Annotated in this window: 18 protein-coding genes and 1 tRNA gene; 13 read left to right on the top strand and 6 right to left on the bottom strand. The window is 63.0% G+C overall.

The annotated features are described in order from the left end of the window. The first annotated feature begins 441 nt into the window (after positions 1-441). Positions 442-777 (top strand): DUF4224 domain-containing protein, encoded by a 336-nt coding sequence (locus tag PATSB16_RS21255; RefSeq protein ID WP_335645846.1) that lies wholly within the window; start codon positions 442-444, stop codon positions 775-777. Next, positions 777-1,829 carry a tyrosine-type recombinase/integrase gene (locus tag PATSB16_RS02195; RefSeq protein WP_083566644.1) on the top strand — a complete coding sequence of 351 codons (1,053 nt, stop codon included), beginning with the start codon at positions 777-779 and terminating at the stop codon, positions 1,827-1,829. The genes PATSB16_RS21255 and PATSB16_RS02195 overlap by 1 nt, the downstream gene beginning before the upstream one ends. 74 nt (positions 1,830-1,903) lie before the next feature. On the opposite strand, the gene PATSB16_RS02190 is transcribed toward PATSB16_RS02195, so the two are convergent. The 4 genes from PATSB16_RS02190 to acs form a co-directional block, all read right to left on the bottom strand. Beyond that, positions 1,904-1,994, bottom strand: a tRNA-Ser gene (locus PATSB16_RS02190). 58 nt (positions 1,995-2,052) lie between these two features. Beyond that, positions 2,053-4,071, bottom strand: coding sequence for a sodium:solute symporter family protein (locus PATSB16_RS02185; RefSeq protein ID WP_047212430.1), 2,019 nt, complete (start codon positions 4,069-4,071; stop codon positions 2,053-2,055). Then, on the bottom strand, positions 4,068-4,424 hold the full coding sequence (locus PATSB16_RS02180; protein ID WP_047212429.1) for a DUF4212 domain-containing protein: 357 nt from the start codon (positions 4,422-4,424) through the stop codon (positions 4,068-4,070). Before PATSB16_RS02180 ends, PATSB16_RS02185 begins: the two co-directional genes overlap by 4 nt. Positions 4,425-4,494: 70 nt before the next feature. Beyond that, entirely contained in the window at positions 4,495-6,477 is a 1,983-nt protein-coding gene (acs, locus tag PATSB16_RS02175) for an acetate--CoA ligase (RefSeq protein ID WP_047212428.1), read from the bottom strand. Between the two features lie 370 nt (positions 6,478-6,847). Between acs and PATSB16_RS02170 the strand changes: the two genes are divergently transcribed. From PATSB16_RS02170 to hemP, 11 genes are all read left to right on the top strand, one after another. After that, positions 6,848-8,368 (top strand): fumarate hydratase, encoded by a 1,521-nt coding sequence (locus PATSB16_RS02170; RefSeq protein WP_047212427.1) that lies wholly within the window; start codon positions 6,848-6,850, stop codon positions 8,366-8,368. Between the two features lie 199 nt (positions 8,369-8,567). After that, the gene (bfr, locus tag PATSB16_RS02165; RefSeq protein ID WP_047212426.1) at positions 8,568-9,047 is read left to right on the top strand and encodes a bacterioferritin; all 480 of its coding nucleotides are present in this window, start codon (positions 8,568-8,570) and stop codon (positions 9,045-9,047) included. A gap of 91 nt (positions 9,048-9,138) precedes the next feature. Next, the gene (gene murI, locus PATSB16_RS02160; protein ID WP_047212425.1) at positions 9,139-9,954 is read left to right on the top strand and encodes a glutamate racemase; all 816 of its coding nucleotides are present in this window, start codon (positions 9,139-9,141) and stop codon (positions 9,952-9,954) included. Between the two features lie 96 nt (positions 9,955-10,050). Beyond that, on the top strand, positions 10,051-10,296 hold the full coding sequence (locus PATSB16_RS02155; RefSeq protein WP_047212424.1) for a (2Fe-2S)-binding protein: 246 nt from the start codon (positions 10,051-10,053) through the stop codon (positions 10,294-10,296). A gap of 381 nt (positions 10,297-10,677) precedes the next feature. Continuing rightward, positions 10,678-11,421: an energy transducer TonB gene (locus PATSB16_RS02150; protein WP_083566643.1), complete on the top strand. Its 744-nt coding sequence runs from the start codon at positions 10,678-10,680 to the stop codon at positions 11,419-11,421. A 31-nt stretch (positions 11,422-11,452) separates the two neighbouring features. Continuing rightward, positions 11,453-12,193 carry a MotA/TolQ/ExbB proton channel family protein gene (locus PATSB16_RS02145; protein WP_047212422.1) on the top strand — a complete coding sequence of 247 codons (741 nt, stop codon included), beginning with the start codon at positions 11,453-11,455 and terminating at the stop codon, positions 12,191-12,193. Positions 12,194-12,220: 27 nt separating this feature from the next. Then, a complete protein-coding gene (locus tag PATSB16_RS02140) occupies positions 12,221-12,640 on the top strand; it encodes an ExbD/TolR family protein (RefSeq protein ID WP_047212421.1) in 420 nt (139 codons plus the stop codon). A 234-nt stretch (positions 12,641-12,874) separates the two neighbouring features. Further along, positions 12,875-13,753 carry a pirin family protein gene (locus PATSB16_RS02135; protein ID WP_047212420.1) on the top strand — a complete coding sequence of 293 codons (879 nt, stop codon included), beginning with the start codon at positions 12,875-12,877 and terminating at the stop codon, positions 13,751-13,753. A 171-nt stretch (positions 13,754-13,924) separates the two neighbouring features. After that, a complete protein-coding gene (locus tag PATSB16_RS02130) occupies positions 13,925-14,329 on the top strand; it encodes an OsmC family protein (protein WP_047212419.1) in 405 nt (134 codons plus the stop codon). 27 nt (positions 14,330-14,356) lie between these two features. After that, complete coding sequence (locus PATSB16_RS02125; RefSeq protein ID WP_047212418.1) at positions 14,357-14,827, top strand: SRPBCC family protein; 471 nt, start codon at positions 14,357-14,359, stop codon at positions 14,825-14,827. A gap of 118 nt (positions 14,828-14,945) precedes the next feature. Further along, a complete protein-coding gene (gene hemP, locus PATSB16_RS02120; protein WP_047216193.1) occupies positions 14,946-15,191 on the top strand; it encodes a hemin uptake protein HemP in 246 nt (81 codons plus the stop codon). 311 nt (positions 15,192-15,502) lie between these two features. Here hemP and PATSB16_RS02115 read toward each other — a convergent pair whose 3' ends face one another. Further along, positions 15,503-16,897 carry a 4Fe-4S binding protein gene (locus tag PATSB16_RS02115; RefSeq protein ID WP_047212417.1) on the bottom strand — a complete coding sequence of 465 codons (1,395 nt, stop codon included), beginning with the start codon at positions 16,895-16,897 and terminating at the stop codon, positions 15,503-15,505. Continuing rightward, entirely contained in the window at positions 16,894-17,730 is an 837-nt protein-coding gene (locus PATSB16_RS02110; RefSeq protein ID WP_047212416.1) for an FTR1 family iron permease, read from the bottom strand. The genes PATSB16_RS02115 and PATSB16_RS02110 overlap by 4 nt, the downstream gene beginning before the upstream one ends. Between the last annotated feature and the right edge of the window lie 26 nt (positions 17,731-17,756).

Raw genomic sequence — 17,756 nt, 5'->3', positions numbered from 1 at the left:
TTGCGCGAATCTGTCGACGCTGGGCAATGGGCAAATCGGCAAGAGCATTTTCAGGCGCATCGAGTAGCGCTAGCTCTGCCAAGACTCGCCATCGGGCTCGCCGAGCAATGCATGCTGAGAAGCAGTGTATTGCGTTTGAAGCGCGTAGAGATAGTTTCAAGATAAATCACACAACGGTGCCAGCCCGAGAACGGATGCCACGACATACCGGCGTATCGTGGAAGTGCTCGCGGTCGAATATGAATTGCGCATCGACGACATTGATCACACCGCCCTCATGCGCCAATCGCTCTCGGCATCTGGGAGTTATGCGATCTGGCTTCCTACTTATCGGCCGCGAGAAATATGACGATTGGCTGCTGATCCGTGCGCTAGGGGAATCGCTGGATCCACGTCATTTTTCGAGCTCATCCTGATTGAACACTATCTCAATTTTTTGAAATGTCCCAAGGAGATCCCGGTTGCACTCAAACCGAATCTCCAGCATTTGACAATAGAAGACCCGGAGAAGTCACAGTGAACGAGCGACTCCCACTCGATACTAGATACAGCCGATCGACGACCTCGATGTTTCTTTTGGAAGATGAATTACAGCAATTAACCGGTCGTCGCCAACGCCATAGCCAAGCGCGGGCACTCCGAGCCATGGGCATCGAGCACAAGATGCGCCCAGACGGCCGTGTCATTGTTTTACGCCAACATGTTGAGCAAGTATTGGGGATGAGGGCTAGTCAGGGAAAATCCGATGAAGTGATTCCGAATTGGGGAGCTGCTTAATGCCGAAGAAAAGAAATTGCGAAAATCGCGGACTACCTTCACGTTGGAGGCATTTTCACGGAGCCTACTACTATAGGGTGCCAAGTGGACTTGAAAGCAAGTGGGACGGAAAGACACAATTTCTTCTTGGTAAGTCGCTACCCGAGGCTTACAAGGTATGGGCAGATCGGTTAGAAACGCTAGACGACGCCAAGACGATCAATGAATTGCTTGATCTGTATTCCCAGAGAGTAGTGCCCAACAAACAAATCACTACCCAGGCCCAAAATGCAGTTGCAATCAAGCGATTGAGAGCAGTTCTTGGAAATCTTCCGTTGTTAGGACTACAGCCGCGTCACGTTTATCAATATTTCGATAAACGCGCCGCGAAAATATCTGCAAGACGAGAAATCGAGGTTCTATCACACGCTTATAGAAAAGCCGTTGAGTGGGGATTCATCAATCGCCATCCATTTAGCGGGGAGGTGCGGCTTGAGGGAGAGCGTCCACGCACACGATATGTGGAGGACTGGGAGATAATCGAGTGCTTGTCGCTAGAGCCGCGCCGCAAGGCAGGTAGCGTATCGATGATACAAGTATACATATGCATCAAATTACTGACAGGCCTGCGGCGTGGCGATCTCCTCCGCCTGACGATGGCGGACCTTAAAGACGATGGCATACATGTCACTCCGTCGAAAACGGCGCGATCAACTGGCAAGCGGATCATAATCGAATGGACTGACGAACTTCGACATTCGATCGCTACAGCGAAAGCGTTCCGTCCTGTGAGGACCTCACCATGGTTGTTTTGCAATCGGCGCGGCGAATGCTATTTCAATGAGAAAAACGGGCGCGCCGGTGGCTGGGATACGATGTGGCGAAACTTTATGAACCGAGTCCTCGAGGAGACACAGGTCAAGGAGCACTTCACCGAGCACGATTTACGCGCAAAGTGCGCTAGCGACGCAGAAACGCTCCAACACGCAAGAGCGCTTTTGGCGCACGCGGACGAGAAGGTCACAGAGAAATTCTACAGGCGCAAACCCGAGCGGGTAAAGCCGTTACGCTAGCCATTCAATGGCACAAAAGCAACCCTATGGCACAGCGCCTAAAATCGATCGGCCGCAAAGCCTTATGGGGCAAGTGGCGGAGAGAGGGGGATTCGAACCCCCGATAGGCTATTAACCTATACACGCTTTCCAGGCGTGCGACTTAAACCGCTCATCCATCTCTCCTGAAGGGAGCGCATTATACCAAACTCGTTGGCGGCCGGTAGATTTTATGCGGACACCGTCATGGCTCGCGCAGGTAGCTCACCAGTTGACGGGTGCGTTGATCCGGGCGCGGGCTCAACAGGCTCACCAGAATCGCCGCGGCGAAGCCCGCCGGTATGCCGAAGGTGCCCGCGCTGATCGGGTCGACGCCGAACCAGCGGACGCCGGTGAAGCCGGTCAGACGCGTGAAAAATGGGTACGTCGCAACGACGTAGTACACGCAGACCCCGAGCCCGGCGAGCATGCCGGCGATGGCGCCGGCGCGCGTGACGCGGCGCCAGAAGACACCGAGCACCAGCACGGGAAACAGGCTGGAGGCGGCCAGCGAAAAAGCGGCGCCGACGAGAAACAGGATGTTGCCGAGTTGCAGAGAGGTCACATAGGCGGCGAACAGCGCCACGCACAGCACGAGCAGCTTTGAAGCGGTAACGCGCTTTTGCGCGCTCGCCTGGCGATCGAGCATGTGGAAGTAGACGTCGTGCGAGAGCGCGTTGGCGATGGTCAGCAGCAGCCCGTCGGCGGTAGAGAGCACGGCTGCCAGCGCGCCCGCGGCGATCAGGCCCGAGATCACGTATGGCAAGCCGGCAATCTCGGGCGCGGCCAGCACGAGCATGTCGGGGTGCATCCAGATTTCGCCCCACTGGACTACGCCGTCGCGATAGACGTCGCTGATCTCGAGCTGCGCCGGCATGACTTTTTGCCATTGCGACACCCATGCCGGCAAGTTGTCGTAGCGCTGCCCGACCAGATGCGTGAGCACGTCGTATTTGAGCAAGACGGCCAGCACAGGAGCGCTGACATAGAGCAAGACGACGAAGAACAAGGTCCAGCCAACCGAGCTGCGCGCCGCCTGGACTCCGGTGGTCGTGTTGTAGCGCGTGAGAATGTGCGGCAGGCTGGCCGTGCCGACCATCAGGCAAAGCATCAACAGCAGGAAATTCAGGCGCTTGGACTCGCGCGCGGCCGGGTCCGTCGCAGCGAACGGCACGGTCATCGATTGCGGCACCTGAGAGCGGGCCTGATAGTCGTTGCGCCTGGCCGTCCAGGCGTCGCGCGCCTCGTGCACGCTGCGCGGGTAGGCCTGCAGTTTGTCCTCGACCGCCTTGACCTCGCGCAGCGCGGCGTTGCGCTGCCGCAGTGCGCGCAACTGCTGGCGCAGTTCGGTCTTGCCTTGCGCGTAGCTGTGCGGCAAGCCATCGAGCCGCTGCTGCATCTGCATGGCCAGTTGCCGGTAATGATCGCGCACGGCCTGCTCCGGGGCCTGTGCATCGAGCGTATGCTCGATTTGCTCGACGCGCGCGAGCACTTTGCCGTAGCTCAGTTGCGGCAGCCAGCCGGTGCCGGTCTGGTGGCCGACGAGCGCGGTGGTCACCAGAAAGGCGACGATCATGATGATGTACTGCGCCACCTGCGTCCACGTCACCGCACGCATGCCGCCGAGAAACGAGCACACCAGAATGCCCGCCAGCCCGAAGAAGATGCCGATCGAGAAATCGACGCCGATAAAGCGGGCGGCAATCAGTCCGACCCCCTGTATTTGCGCCACCAGGTAGACGAACGAGCACAGGATGGTGGAAAAAACGCCGACGCCCCGCACGATGTTGCTGTCATAGCGCGTGCCGAGAAAGTCCGGCAACGTATAGCGGCCGAGCTTGCGTAGATAGGGCGCCAGCAGGAACGCGACCAGGCAGTAGCCGCCGGTCCACCCCATCACGTAGGCCAGCCCGTCGAAACCCGAGACATAGAGCGAGCCGGCCAATCCCATGAAGGATGCCGCGCTCATCCAGTCAGCGGCGCACGCCATGCCGTTGAAGACCGGCGGCACGCGCCGGCCTGCAACGTAATACTCGACCGGATCGGAGGTGCGTGCCACCAACCCGATGACCGCGTAAATAGCGATCGTCACGAACAGGAAAACATAGCCGACCCAGACGCCGGCGCCATAGGTCCGCTCGAGCAGCGCCACCATGACCACAAAAGCAACGAAACCCGCCGTGTAATAGAGGTAGTAGCGCGTCAGGCGGCGCATCAGGCTCATTGCGTATCACGCCCTTCGGTGATTGCCGCGCCGTTGCGCGCGCGGGCCTCCAGCGCGGCCAGGTCGCGCCTGAAGTGCATGTCGTTGCGGCGCTGGCCGATCGCATAAAAACAGATCAGCAGCAGGTAGACCAGCATCGCGCCCTGCGCGCCCATGTAAAACGGCAGCGGCCAGCCGAAGCAATGCAGGCCGGACAATTCGGGTGCCCAGTACACCGGCACGAAAGTCGCCGCGAATCCGACGAACATCAGCACCGCGATCAGCGCGAGATTGCGACGCCAATAGGCCGCCGCCAGCCGAGCCCGACGCTCGGCCAGGGCAACCGGATCAGCGGGTGTGGCGCTCGAGTTCATGCATCATGGCAATAAAAATCGGCCCCGCAAGCGGGGCCGTGACGTGAGAATGCTCAGGCGTCGCGCCAACTCATTGCGACTGCTTGAGCTGCTCGAGGATGGCCGGGTTCTCCAGGGTGGAAGTGTCCTGGGTAATCTCCTCGCCCTTGGCGATCACGCGCAGCAGGCGCCGCATGATCTTGCCCGAACGGGTCTTCGGCAGGTTCTCGCCGAAGCGGATGTCGCGCGGCTTGGCGATCGGCCCGATCTCCTTGGCCACCCAGTTGCGCAGATCGGTGGCGATCTGCTTGGCCTCCTCGCCGCCCGGACGCGCACGCTTGAGCACCACGAACGCGACCACCGCCTCGCCCGTCGTGTCGTCCGGGCGCCCCACCACGGCCGCCTCGGCCACCAGCGGATTGGCCACCAGCGCCGACTCGATCTCCATCGTGCCCAGCCGGTGCCCCGAGACGTTGAGCACGTCGTCGATACGACCCATGATCGTGAAGTAGCCGGTCTGCCGGTCACGAATCGCGCCGTCGCCGGCCAGATAGATCTTGCCCCCCAGCTCCGCCGGGAAGTAACTGTTCTTGAAGCGCTCCGGGTCGCCCCAGATGGTGCGCAGCAGCCCCGGCCACGGCCGCTTGATCACCAGCATCCCGCCCTGCCCGTTCGGTACGTCCTGCCCCGTCTCGTCGACGATCGCCGCGGCCACCCCCGGCAACGGCAGCGTGCACGAGCCCGGCACCTGCGGCGTGACCCCCGGCAGCGGCGCGATCACGTGCCCGCCGGTCTCCGTCTGCCACCACGTGTCGACGATCGGGCAGCGCTCGCCGCCGACGTTCTTGTAGTACCACATCCAGGCTTCCGGATTGATCGGCTCGCCCACCGACCCCAGAATGCGCAGCGACGACAGGTCGTACTGCGTCGGGTAGATGCTCTTGTCCGACTCCGCCGCCTTGATCAGCGAGCGGATCGCCGTGGGCGCCGTGTAGAAGATCGATACCTTGTGGCGCGCGATCATGTCCCAGAAGCGCCCCGCGTTCGGGTAGGTCGGCACCCCTTCGAATACGATTTGCGTGGCCCCCACCGCCAGCGGCCCGTAGGCGATATACGTATGCCCGGTCACCCAGCCGATGTCGGCGGTGCACCAGAACACGTCGCTGGGCTTGATGTCGAAGGTCCACTGCATGGTCAGCGTGGCCCACAGCAAATAGCCGCCCGAGCTGTGCTGCACGCCCTTGGGCTTGCCGGTCGAGCCCGACGTGTACAGAATGAACAGCGGGTGCTCGGCGCCCACCCATTCCGGCTCGCACTGTTCCGATTGGCCCGCGCTCAGCTCGTGCATCCACACGTCGCGCCCGGCCTGCATCGTGGCTGGCCCGCCCGTGCGCCGGTAGACCACCACCGTGTGCAGCGCGTCGCACCCGCCCAGCGTGAGCGCCTCGTCGACCACGTTCTTGAGCGGCAGCGCGCGGCCCCCGCGCATCTGTTCGTCGGCCGTGATCACCGCCACCGCCCCCGCGTCGATGATGCGCTCGTTGAGCGACTTGGCCGAAAAACCCGCAAACACCACCGAATGGGTCGCGCCGATGCGCGCGCAGGCCTGCATCGCCACCACGCCTTCGATCGACATCGGCATGTAGATCACCACCCGGTCGCCCTTCTTGATGCCGCGCGACTTGAGCGCATTGGCAAAGCGGCAGACCCGCTGGTGCAGCTCGCGATAGGTCACCGGCGTGCTGGTGCCGTCGTCCGCCTCGAAGATGATCGCTGTCTTCTCGGCATTGCCATTCTGCAGATTGCGGTCCAGGCAGTTATAGGAGACGTTCAGTTGGCCGTCTTCGAACCACGTGTAGAAAGGCGCGTTGGATTGGTCCAGCACCTTGGTGAACGGCTTGTGCCAGGCGACGTTCTCGCGCGCCAGACGCGCCCAGAACCCTTCATGATCGCGCTCGGCCTCGGCGCACAGCGCCTGGTACGCCGCCATGCCCGAGATGTTGGCCTGCTCGACCAGAGCCTGCGGCGGCGCAAACACGCGTTGCTCATGCATTACAGATTCGATGGATGCCATGATTGTCTCCTATGGAAAGCTGAAATATTTTCCGCCACCTTAAGGTGAATGCCTTACTGTGGGCTTACAACGCGGCAAGATCGCGCAAGCGGCATTTTGTTGCAATCGTAACTGATTTCCCCCGGCAAGCGAACTGCTGGCAGCGGCAAAAAGAAGTTTCCGCTGGTTTACACTGCTTTATCAACTCCATTTACGGTACGAAGCCAGCAATTCACGGTTGTTTTCCGACTTGGCATGGGGCGCGGCGCCCGCCTGACCGTGATGGCCCACGCCAGACGTTGTAAAATGCCCGGATTACGCGGCATGCAGACCGCCGCTGCCGGCAGCGCTTGCCGCGAGCCCGTTTTCCCCCAATCGAACATCATTCGCCATGGCCACCATCAAGCAGGAAGACCTGATCCAAAGCGTCGCCGATGCGCTTCAGTACATCAGCTATTACCATCCGCTCGACTACATCACCGCGCTGGGCAAGGCGTACGAGCTGGAGCAAAGCCCCGCGGCCAAGGATGCAATCGCGCAGATCCTGACCAACAGCCGGATGTGCGCCGAAGGGCACCGCCCGATCTGCCAGGATACCGGGATCGTGACGATTTTCGTCAAGGTCGGCATGGACGTGCGCTGGGACGCCAAAATGGGGCTGACCGACATGATCAACGAAGGGGTGCGCCGCGCCTACCTGAATCCGGACAACGTGTTGCGCGCCTCGATCGTCAATCCGCCCGACGGTGGGCGCAAGAACACCAAGGACAACACGCCGGCGGTCATCCACTACGAAATCGTGCCGGGCGACAAGGTCGACGTGACGGTAGCCGCCAAGGGCGGCGGCTCGGAGAACAAATCCAAGTTCATCATGCTCAACCCCTCCGACTCGGTCGTCGACTGGGTGCTCAAGACCGTGCCGACCATGGGCGCCGGCTGGTGCCCGCCGGGCATGCTGGGTATCGGCATCGGCGGCACCGCCGAAAAGGCGATGGTGCTGGCCAAGGAATCGTTGATGGACCCGATCGACATCCAGGAAGTGATCGCGCGCGGCCCGCGCGACTGGATCGAGGAAATGCGCGTCGAACTTTATGAAAAGGTCAACGCGCTGGGCATCGGTGCGCAAGGGCTGGGCGGGCTGGCGACCGTGCTCGACGTGAAGATCATGGCGTATCCGACGCACGCCGCCTCCAAGCCGGTGGCGATGATCCCGAACTGCGCGGCCACCCGCCACGCGCACTTCGTGCTCGACGGCTCCGGCGTCGCGACGCTCGAAGCGCCGCCGCTCGACGCCTGGCCGAAGGTGCATTGGACGCCGAATACCGAAACCAGCAAACGCGTCGACCTGAACACGCTGACCAAGGAAGAAGTCGCCAGCTGGAAACCCGGCCAGACGCTGCTGCTCTCGGGCAAGATGCTGACCGGCCGCGACGCGGCGCACAAGCGCATCGCCGACATGATGGCCAAGGGCGAGACGCTGCCGGTCGATTTCACCAACCGCGTGATCTATTACGTCGGCCCGGTCGACCCGGTGCGCGACGAGGTCGTGGGCCCGGCCGGCCCGACCACCTCCACCCGCATGGACAAATTCACCGACATGATGCTGTCCAAGACCGGCCTGATCGCGATGGTCGGCAAGGCCGAGCGCGGCCCGGTGGCGATCGAGGCGATCAAGCAGCACAAGGCCGCCTACCTGATGGCCGTCGGCGGCGCCGCCTACCTGGTCTCGAAAGCGATCCGCGGCTCGCGCGTGGTGGCCTTCGAAGACCTCGGCATGGAAGCCATCTACGAGTTCGACGTGCGGGACATGCCGGTGACCGTCGCGGTGGACGCCAGCGGCGTTTCGGTACATCAGACCGGCCCGCGCGAATGGCAGGCCAAGATCGGCAAGATTCCGGTTGCTGCCGCGTAAAATCCGTCCTCGCCCCTGGCGTCATACGGCAAACCCAGGCTCCACTGCCTGGGTTTTTTATTGGGCCGCACCTGCGAATGGCTTACATTCCCATTATCGCCACAGTTCACAAAACACCCCGCCCGGCTTGGCTTTCAAGGTAAAGCGCGCTATCGTTTAGCGCCGATCTTCATTTTTGTCCTCATCTTTGGAACACGATATGCAAGGCGACAAGAAAGTCATCGAGTACCTGAACGCCCAGCTCAAGAACGAGTTGACCGCCATCAACCAGTATTTCCTGCATGCCCGCATGTACGGACACTGGGGCCTCGACAAGCTCGGCAAGCACGAATACGACGAATCGATCGGCGAGATGAAGCACGCCGACAAGCTGATCGAACGCATCCTGATGCTCGATGCGCTGCCCAATCTGCAGGATCTGCACAAGCTGCTCATTGGCGAGAACACCGAAGAAATCCTGGCGTGCGACCTGAAGCTCGAGCGCATCTCGCAATCGACCTGCAAGGAAGGCATCGCCCATTGCGAATCCGTGCGCGACTACGTCTCGCGTGACCTGTTCGCGCAGATCCTGCACGACACCGAGGAACACATCGACTGGCTGGAGACGCAAATCGAACTGGTCGACAAGGTCGGCCTGCAGAACTATCTGCAGTCGGGCATGGGCTCGCCCGAATCCTGAGCGCCAGCCCGAATCCGTTTCGGGTAAAATCCACAAGCCGGCCGCGACCGGCTTTTTTATCGCCCCCCACTGCCCATTTGCGTTCATCGCCATGTCTCGCTCCGACGTCATCGGCATCTTTGATTCCGGCCTCGGCGGTTTATCCGTGTTGCGCGCCATCCGCGCGCTGGCCCCGCAGGAATCGCTGATCTACTGCGCCGATTCCCGCTATGCGCCATACGGCGAGCGCAGCGACGCCTTCATTGCCGAGCGCAGCGAGGCAATCGGCCAATGGCTGTGCGATCAGCACGCCAAGGCGCTGGTGGTGGCATGCAATACCGCAACCGCCCATGCGATCAGCGCGTTCCGCACCCGCTTCACGCTGCCGGCCATCGGGGTCGAGCCGGGCGTCAAGCCCGCCGCCCTCGCCTCACGCAGCGGCGTGGTCGGCGTGCTGGCCACGGCAGCGACCTTGCGCAGCGCCAAATTCCAGCGCCTGCTCACCGAATTCAGCGATCGCTGCCGTTTTGTCTGCCGCGCCGGCCACGGCCTGGTGGAGCGAATCGAAATGGGCGACCTGGACTCCCCCGAAGTCGAGGCGCTGCTGCACCAATATCTCGACCCCATGCTCGCCGCCGGCGCCGACACGCTGGTGCTGGGCAGCACGCACTACCCCTTCCTGGCACCCGCCATTCGCCGCATTGCCGGCGACGGCCTGACGCTGATCGACACCGGCGAGGCGATTGCCCGCCAATTGCTGCGCCAGCTCGACCAGCACGACCTGCGCCAGCCCGCCGGCACAACCGGCACCGTTCGGCTGTGCACCACGGCCGACGCCGCGTTGCTGCAACGCGTGGCGCATCAATGGCTGCAGCTCGATGCAACGGCCGAAGCCATCGAAATCCCCTTGCCTGCGCTGAATCAATAACCACAAGGCTAACGTAGTTACTGCATTGCGCACTTGCAATGCGCGAAGAAATTAATAATAATTATTCTCATTAGTATTTCATTCAATGTGTCTGTCATGATTGTCTGCGTTTGCAAATCCGTCTCGGACCGCCAGATCAAAGCCTGTGTGGACGCCGGCGCCACGTCGCTGGAAGAACTCCAGGTCGATCTGGGCGTGGCGCTATGCTGCGGCAAATGTGAGGACTACGTGCGCGAAATGCTCGACGGCGCCCCTTGCGGCACCGCCTGCACGGGTTGCCCCGCGAGTCAGGCGGTCGCGACGCAGCGCGCCGAGTCGCGCGAAGCGACGCTGGTCGCCTGAGCGGGCGCGCACCGCCAATGTCCGCTCACATTCGGCCAAATCGACTGCGGCGCGCATCCGCGTGTATCATGGGCCGTTCGGCATAACGGCCCACCTTGATTCTCGTGCCGCCAGCGCACCTCGGCGGCCGTCCATCGCAGCTTCGGCTGTCGATGCTGTGTGACCGGACAGCCAGCCAGACTCGGCATAGCGATATCTCTCGCGCGCCCACGGCCAGCCAGTAACTCTGTGCTTACCCTGTGGGAGACCGAGATGGAATTGCTCATTGGTTTTGTCGCGACGCTATGCATTTCTTTTTTCCTGTTCCGCCGCTGATACCCTTACCTGCCCTGGGCGACGACCACCGTGGCGAATGCCGGCGCGGTCGTAAAATGCGCTGACATGTCGAGTCTGCCGCTGCCGCCCCGGCGCAGGCGTACGTCCCGCACGCGGACGGTATCGCCGCGCGCCATCCGGGTTTTCGTGATCGTCGCCTTGCTGCACGCCAGCGCGCTGCTATTGCTGCGCCATTTGCCGCCTCCCGCGCCGGCGACAGTCACGCCGCAAGTGATCACGGCAACGCTGTTGCCGATGGCCCCGCGACCCGCACCAGCCTCCCCCTCGGCCAACGCGCCGGCGCCCGCCAAGCCATCGGCACGGCCCAAGCCGGCGCCCAAGGCGGTGCGCACCAAACGCGCGGAACCGGCGACCAAGCCCGCGCCATCGTCGCCGGCGCCCCAGGCCGCGCCGGCCCCGCGCCAGGCCACTGAAGCCGAGGGAGCCGTGTCGGCGCCGGGCGCCGCGGTGCCCGGACCGAGCCGCCCGGCAGCGCCAATCGAGGCGCCCGCGTCGAGTGCGCCGGTCGAGGGGCTGAAGGTCAGCTGCGCGGGCAGCCCGCCGGTTTATCCGCGACAGGCGGCCAGCCTGGGGGAGGAAGGCACCGTCCGGCTGCGTCTGATCATCGACAAGGACGGCACGATAGAACAAGCGAAGGTGATCGCATCGAGCGGGTCGGCGCGCCTGGATCAGGCCGCCCGGGACGCCGCGCTGGCGATGCATTGCGAACCGCCGCGCAGCAACGGTGAGCCGGTCAAGGCAGCTGCCATCAAGCCCTACACGTTCCGTCTGGATAGTCTGGATAATTGAGTCGAAATTCGGCGTTTTCGAGGATAGCGAAATGCAAGAGTACGGTTTCAGCCACGTCTGGCAGCAGGGCGACTTCGTCACCCACGCGACGATCGCCCTTCTGCTGGGGATGTCGGTGCTGTCATGGACCGTGATAGTCATCAAGACCGGATACCTGTGGCGCATGAGACGCCTGACGCAACACGCCGAGCAGGCATTCTGGCAGGCCGGCGATTTCTCCTCCGGCCTGCAATGCCTGGGCAATGCACGTGACAATCCATTCCTGTCGCTGGCCCTGGCCGGCCAGGACGCCGCCGAGCATCATCGCGAGGCCCAGCCGCGCCTGCATGACCGCATGGACATCAGCGACTGGGTCACCCGCTGCCTGAAAAACTCCGTCGACGAGAGCGTCGCCCGCATGCAGGGCGGCCTGGCGATCCTGGCCTCGATCGGCAGCACCGCACCGTTCATCGGACTGTTCGGCACCGTGTGGGGCATTTATCACGCGCTGCTGGCCATCGGCGCCAGTGGCCAGACGTCCATCGGGCATGTTGCCGGCCCGGTCGGCGAAGCGTTGATCATGACCGCCCTCGGCCTGTTCGTGGCGATTCCCGCCGTGCTCGGCTACAACGCCCTGACCCGCGGCAATCGGGCCGTGTTGGCTAAATTGAATCGCTTCGCCCATGGCCTGCACGCGTTTTTCGTCACTGGCGCGAGCCTTCATGCGCCCCAATTCACCAGCGGTGCCGCACTCGGCGCGGTGCCCCGATCGGGTGCCGGTGCGAGCCAGTAACCGCACCACCGGTCAAGGAGCATCCTCATGGCGATGGGATCGTACAGCGACGACGATGAAAGCGAGCTGATGAGCGAGATCAACATGACGCCGCTGGTCGACGTCATGCTGGTGCTGCTGATTATTTTCCTGGTGACGCTGCCAGTCATCAACCAGGCGGTCAAGGTCAACCTGCCGCAAGCCAACAGCCAGCCGGAGGACACCCAGCCGAGCAAGGTCGATCTGACCGTGCGGGACGATGGCACGGTGCTCTGGAACAACGCGGCGGTCGATCACACCGCGCTGCTGAGCAAACTCGCCGCCGCCGGACAGGCCAGGCCGGTGCCGCAACTGCATCTGTTCATCGATCGCGGCGTGCGCTACGAGCAAGTCGCCCAGATCATGTCGGAAGCGCAAAGCAACGGCGTGACTCAGCTCGGCTTCGTGACACAGCCGCAACCCAGGTAACCAGGCTCGATCCCGAATACGCGGCCATCGCACCCAGGCATGCCAGCCCGGCCAAACAGATGATGCCGTCGGCACGCATAATGCCCGCGCGTCGACCGGATCGTTCCATTAACAGAACAATCTTTCCTGGATCGCGGCCTTAAAGAGCCACCGCCTCGCCCATACAATCGTTGTTGCTGCACGCCTGCCGATGAAACGTTTCATCGGCCTCTCCCGTCGCAGTGGAGCGACACCATGGAAAAAATGATTCACATCGTGCATCGGGCTTCGCGAGGCGGTGCCACCGATCAGGTCGAGCAAAACCGCATGGTGGTCGCTCCGCGCGATTTCCCCGGTCAATCCCCGTTCCTGCTGCTGATGGAGGACTGGTTCCGCGCGCCCGGCGGCTTCGCGACCCACCCCCACCGCGGCTTCGAGACCGTCACGCTGGTACTGGAAGGCGCGATTGAACATCGCGACCACACCGGCAGCCATGGCGTGCTGCATGCCGGCGACGTGCAATGGATGACCGCCGGCGGCGGCGTACTGCACAGCGAACTGCCGCATGGCGAGGCGCTCGCGCATACGCTGCAGCTTTGGCTGAACCTGCCCGCCGTACGCAAGATGACGCCCGCGCGCTACCGTGACCAGCGTTTGGCCGACACGCCGGTGTGGCGTGCGCCGGGCGTCGAAGTTCGCGTCTACGCCGGGCAGGCCGGCACCGGCGCACAGGCCGTGGATCAGGCCCACAGTAGCCTGTGGCCGTTGCATTTGCTCGACATCCGGCTCGCCCCCGGCGCGGCATGGCAGCAAACACTGCCGGCGCGCTTTCGCGGCTTTGCCTACGTGCTCGAAGGCAGCGGCGTGGCCGGTGGCGAGCCAACCCGTGTCAGCGCCACCGACGCGGCGTGGTTCGAACCCGGCGACGTCGACGTCGGCGCCGATGCGACCGACACGCTGACGCTGCGCGCCGGCGACGAATCGATGCGCGTGATCGTCTATGCCGGCGTGCCGATCGATGAGCCGGTGGCCGCTTATGGCCCGTTCGTCATGAACACCATGAGCGAAGTGCAGCGCGCCTACGCCGATTTCCACGCCGGGCGCCTGACGGATCCAGCCAGCGGGCAGTCCTGATATGGCCGCTGGCGCAGCCCCGGCAGCGGCCGGCCGGGCCGAGCCGCCTGGCGCAAATTGCTGCTGCCCGGACTGCGCTTTTGCGAGACAATGCGGGCATCGTCGGCCGCGCTCATATAGCGCGGCGGCAGTGCCGCAACACCGACATTCCTATCCCGGAGATCGACAGACATGACCGACCTTACCGTCACCGCGCAGCTTGGCGAGACCGGCTTTACCACCGCGCTGAGCGACGGCATCCATCAATGGCAGGCCGACGAGCCGGCGGAACTCGGCGGCAGCGACCTGGCGCCTACACCCACCAGCCTGCTGCTCTCGAGCCTGGGCGCCTGCACCTCGATTACGCTGACGATGTATGCAAGGCGCAAGGCCTGGCCGCTGCAAGGCGTCGATGTCACGCTCGCGCTGAACCCTGCCGGCAAGCCGGCCGACGGTAACGCGATCACGCGCCGCATCGCGCTGCATGGCCCGCTGTCCGGCGAGCAGCGCGAACGCCTGCTGCAGATCGCCAATGCCTGCCCGGTCCACAAGATTCTGTCGGGACACATCGACATCGCCAGCGAACTGGCAGCATAAGCGGCCGGCGCGCCGAAGGAGATTATCTTGCAGTACGAACATTTGATCGAAGTCAACGACCCGCTCAACCCATTGATCGACCTCCTGAGCCGCGAACAGCTCTGGCGCGGCCTGGTGCTGCGCGCCGAGCAACCCGAGCTGTTCGTGCTGGGGCTCGACGAATGCGTGATTCACCACCGCACCGATGCCCTGCTCGAGCGCGAACTGCATTATGGACAGGCGGTAGTGAAGGACCGTGTCTTGTTCGAACCGTTGCAGCAAGTGCGCTATGAGACCGCCGCGACCGACCAGCATGCCGGCGGCACATTGACGATGGCCATCGAAGAACCCTCGCAGACGCGCCTTTTCGTGCGTTTTAGCTACGCCACCACGTTGCCCGAAAACAGCGACGCGGAGGCGCTGCGGTATAGCGAGTTCGTCAAATCCGCCTATCGCGAGGCCGACATCGACACGGTGCGCCGAATCCGCGAATACGCGCAAAGCGGACGGCTCGACTGAACACCGCTGCGCCGTTAGGCGCTCGCTATGAGCCAAGGGAGCGGATGGATATTTTCTATTTCAAATAGAAATGATTCTCATTTATATTTGATCCAACGTTAGCTCAATGGACATCGCCATGACTCAAGTGACGCTCTACCAGAATCTCCCGCGACGAGCCAACACACCGAGCCCATCTATCACGCCGCGTCGCACGCTGTCGGTGCCGGCGAAGAAGGCCGAGCCCGCCGTCACTGTCGATGGGCCTAGCCTGCTCAGCAGCGATCAGCTGCTGCGCGGTACGTCGTGCGTCGGCATTACACATAACGGCCAGACCTATCAGTTGCGCGCCACGCGTTACGGCAAACTGATTTTGACGAAATGAATCCGGCCTGTCCGGCCCCGTCTTCAGGCCGGGCAAGCCATCGTACCGAGTTTTGTGGGGACCACCTCTACGCGAGGTGTTTGGCAGTAGCCAGCGAATGCAATGCAGTCCCATGTAGTTACGGCAGCCCCTTCTCTACCCGCATTGCACGCCAGCCAAGCCGTTTTTTTGCTCCACCGTGATTTCTCCGAGCCCGACCCCTGAGGCACTTTGCGGCGCACTGCGGTGCGCCGCATTTTTTATGGGGCTGGCCAGCACCGAGCAGGCGCGCCGGGTCGGCTCGACTATCCCGCCACCCGCGGTTCCCGCCGCTACCAGATCCAGAACATCAGCAGCCAAAGACCATTGACCAGCGCGAGCGCGGCGATAACGCCCGCCATGCTGGCCAGACGCCTGACCATCGATGCGCCGTGCTGCCCGGTCACACGCCAGCCGAGCCACAGGCTCCACAGCGTCGTGGCCGTCAACAGCGCGGCACGCACGGGGTTGGCCCAGTACACCGGCAAGTGCTCGCCGCGCAGCAGGTTGACCGTGGTCGCCGACAGGCCGATGAACACCCCGCACCCGGCGATCGGAATCATTGCCTGCACCAGGTGGTTGAAACGCACCGTGCGCCACGGCCCCAGCGCGCGAGTGGCCAATGCGAACAACAGTGCCAGCAAGGTCCCCGTGAGCAGCCCGCTGGCGACGATATAGCTGACCACCAGAGAGCCGTCGAGCCAGCTGAAAACGTCGTTTTGCGTCGGGTAATTCGTGAAGACCCACCAGGGCGCGGTGGCATCGAATGGCCACATGATATTGCGATCGATCAACCAGGTTGCTATTGCCTGCTTGATTTGCACGAACCACGGATTGACGGTCCAGTGAAACGCACCGATGGCAATGCCAAGCAAGCCATACAGGAGCAAGGCGCTGTCCCACAGGCTGTTGTTGTGGCTTTGCCCGTATTTGACGATTTCCTCGTCGGGCGTGCGCAGCGTCAAGGCGATCGCGCCGCGGTGCCCGGCGCACCGCCCGCATGCGTGACACGCCGCGGCGCCCTTCATGTTGCGCATCGGCACCAGCGGCGCGCAGTTGATGGGGATCGTCTTGTGCCCGTTGGTCTTGTACGACGCGCGCCACGCCTCTTCATCGACCTTGAAGTGAAACGGCGCAAGCCGCGACAACAGGGCGAACACGCCATTGACCGGGCACAGGTACTTGCACCACACACGCTTGTCGCGACCATACAGATAGCCGATCACGATCGCGCCCACGGTCGAGCCGCCCAACACCAGCAGCACCGCCTTGGGATACTGGTAGACGCTGACCATCTGACCATAGATCGTAGTCCCGGCAAACGCCACGAACGGCCAGCCGCCCCAGCGTATCCAGTGCGGAATCGAGCGGCCTCGCCCATGCCGGCTGGCCCATTCCGACAATGCGCCCTCGGGACACAGCACACCGCACCACACGCGCCCGAGCAACACCATGCTCACCAGCACGAATGGCCACCAGATGCCCCAGAATACGAACTGCGCGAACAGCGTCAGATTCGACCAGATATGTGCGGTCTCGCCCGGCAGCGGCGTGAAGGCCGGCACCAGGATCAATACCGCATACACGGCCACGACTACCCATTGCACGCCGCGAATCAGCGCGCCATTGCGCTGCATCCACAACCCCAGCCGAGCCAGCCGGCTCGGCCGCGCCGACAGCGTGTTCATGCGGCGCGCACCGGCCTGGCCTGGGGCTGCGCCCGACGCAGGAACAGCCAGACCACCGCCCAATACGCGGCGTACACGAGCAGGTTCATTACCGCCGGATGAGCGCGATAGCCGGTCAGCGTGGCAATCAGGTTGCCGGCCGGGCTGGCGTCGTCGAGCAGCGCCGCGCTGTTCCATACCTGGTCACCGAGCGTGGGCACCAATCCGAGCGAAATCAGGCGGTCGATGCCGGTCATCAGCAGGCCCGCTGCCAGGAACAGCAGCATCACCTCGGTAACGCGGAAAAACAGCCGCCACGAAAAAATCCGCCCGCCCAGCTGAAGCAGGTAAAAGGTCAGCAAAGCCAGGCCCAGGCCGATCAGCACCGCCGCCACCATTGCCCCGGAAATCGCGCCGCCCTGGCCGAAACCCAAGCCATAAAGGAAGATCACAGTCTCGCTGCCTTCGCGCGCAATCGCCAGCGCCACCAGCACCAGTACGCCCCACCAATTGGACGACTCGGAGCTCTTTTGCAGCGAGGCCTCCATATCGCGCTTGAGGGTGCGTCCGTGCTTCTTCATCCACAACACCATCTGCACGATCAACACCGCGGCAACCAGCACCATGGCGATCTGAAAATAATCCTGGGCATCGCCCGACAGGATTTCAGTGAATCCCAGCAACGCCGCGCCCAGCCCGATGGCCGCCGCGATCCCCAGCGCCACGCCGGCCCACAGATATGGCACGCCCTTGCGTGCCGACTCGCCGCCATTCCTCAGCCAGGCATAAAGGATCCCGACCACCAGTAACGCTTCGACGCTCTCGCGCCAGACGATGAACATGACCTGACCCATCGCATCCTCTCATTGATACTCGCACC

It is taken from the genome of Pandoraea thiooxydans (assembly GCF_001931675.1).
Classification (GTDB): Bacteria; Pseudomonadota; Gammaproteobacteria; order Burkholderiales; family Burkholderiaceae; genus Pandoraea; species Pandoraea thiooxydans.
This window is presented reverse-complemented; position numbering and strand designations above follow the sequence as displayed.

Coding starts and splice junctions, on each gene's coding strand:
- murI (WP_047212425.1), top strand. CDS start 9,139: ATGTCTCGCTCCGACGTCATCGGCATCTTTGATTCCGGCCTCGGCGGT.
- bfr (WP_047212426.1), top strand. CDS start 8,568: ATGCAAGGCGACAAGAAAGTCATCGAGTACCTGAACGCCCAGCTCAAG.
- PATSB16_RS02195 (WP_083566644.1), top strand. CDS start 777: ATGCCGAAGAAAAGAAATTGCGAAAATCGCGGACTACCTTCACGTTGG.
- PATSB16_RS02145 (WP_047212422.1), top strand. CDS start 11,453: ATGCAAGAGTACGGTTTCAGCCACGTCTGGCAGCAGGGCGACTTCGTC.
- PATSB16_RS02170 (WP_047212427.1), top strand. CDS start 6,848: ATGGCCACCATCAAGCAGGAAGACCTGATCCAAAGCGTCGCCGATGCG.
- PATSB16_RS02185 (WP_047212430.1), bottom strand. CDS start 4,071: ATGAGCCTGATGCGCCGCCTGACGCGCTACTACCTCTATTACACGGCG.
- hemP (WP_047216193.1), top strand. CDS start 14,946: ATGACTCAAGTGACGCTCTACCAGAATCTCCCGCGACGAGCCAACACA.
- acs (WP_047212428.1), bottom strand. CDS start 6,477: ATGGCATCCATCGAATCTGTAATGCATGAGCAACGCGTGTTTGCGCCG.
- PATSB16_RS02180 (WP_047212429.1), bottom strand. CDS start 4,424: ATGAACTCGAGCGCCACACCCGCTGATCCGGTTGCCCTGGCCGAGCGT.
- PATSB16_RS02130 (WP_047212419.1), top strand. CDS start 13,925: ATGACCGACCTTACCGTCACCGCGCAGCTTGGCGAGACCGGCTTTACC.
- PATSB16_RS02115 (WP_047212417.1), bottom strand. CDS start 16,897: ATGAACACGCTGTCGGCGCGGCCGAGCCGGCTGGCTCGGCTGGGGTTG.
- PATSB16_RS02135 (WP_047212420.1), top strand. CDS start 12,875: ATGGAAAAAATGATTCACATCGTGCATCGGGCTTCGCGAGGCGGTGCC.
- PATSB16_RS02140 (WP_047212421.1), top strand. CDS start 12,221: ATGGCGATGGGATCGTACAGCGACGACGATGAAAGCGAGCTGATGAGC.
- PATSB16_RS02150 (WP_083566643.1), top strand. CDS start 10,678: ATGTCGAGTCTGCCGCTGCCGCCCCGGCGCAGGCGTACGTCCCGCACG.
- PATSB16_RS02110 (WP_047212416.1), bottom strand. CDS start 17,730: ATGGGTCAGGTCATGTTCATCGTCTGGCGCGAGAGCGTCGAAGCGTTA.
- PATSB16_RS21255 (WP_335645846.1), top strand. CDS start 442: ATGTCCCAAGGAGATCCCGGTTGCACTCAAACCGAATCTCCAGCATTT.
- PATSB16_RS02155 (WP_047212424.1), top strand. CDS start 10,051: ATGATTGTCTGCGTTTGCAAATCCGTCTCGGACCGCCAGATCAAAGCC.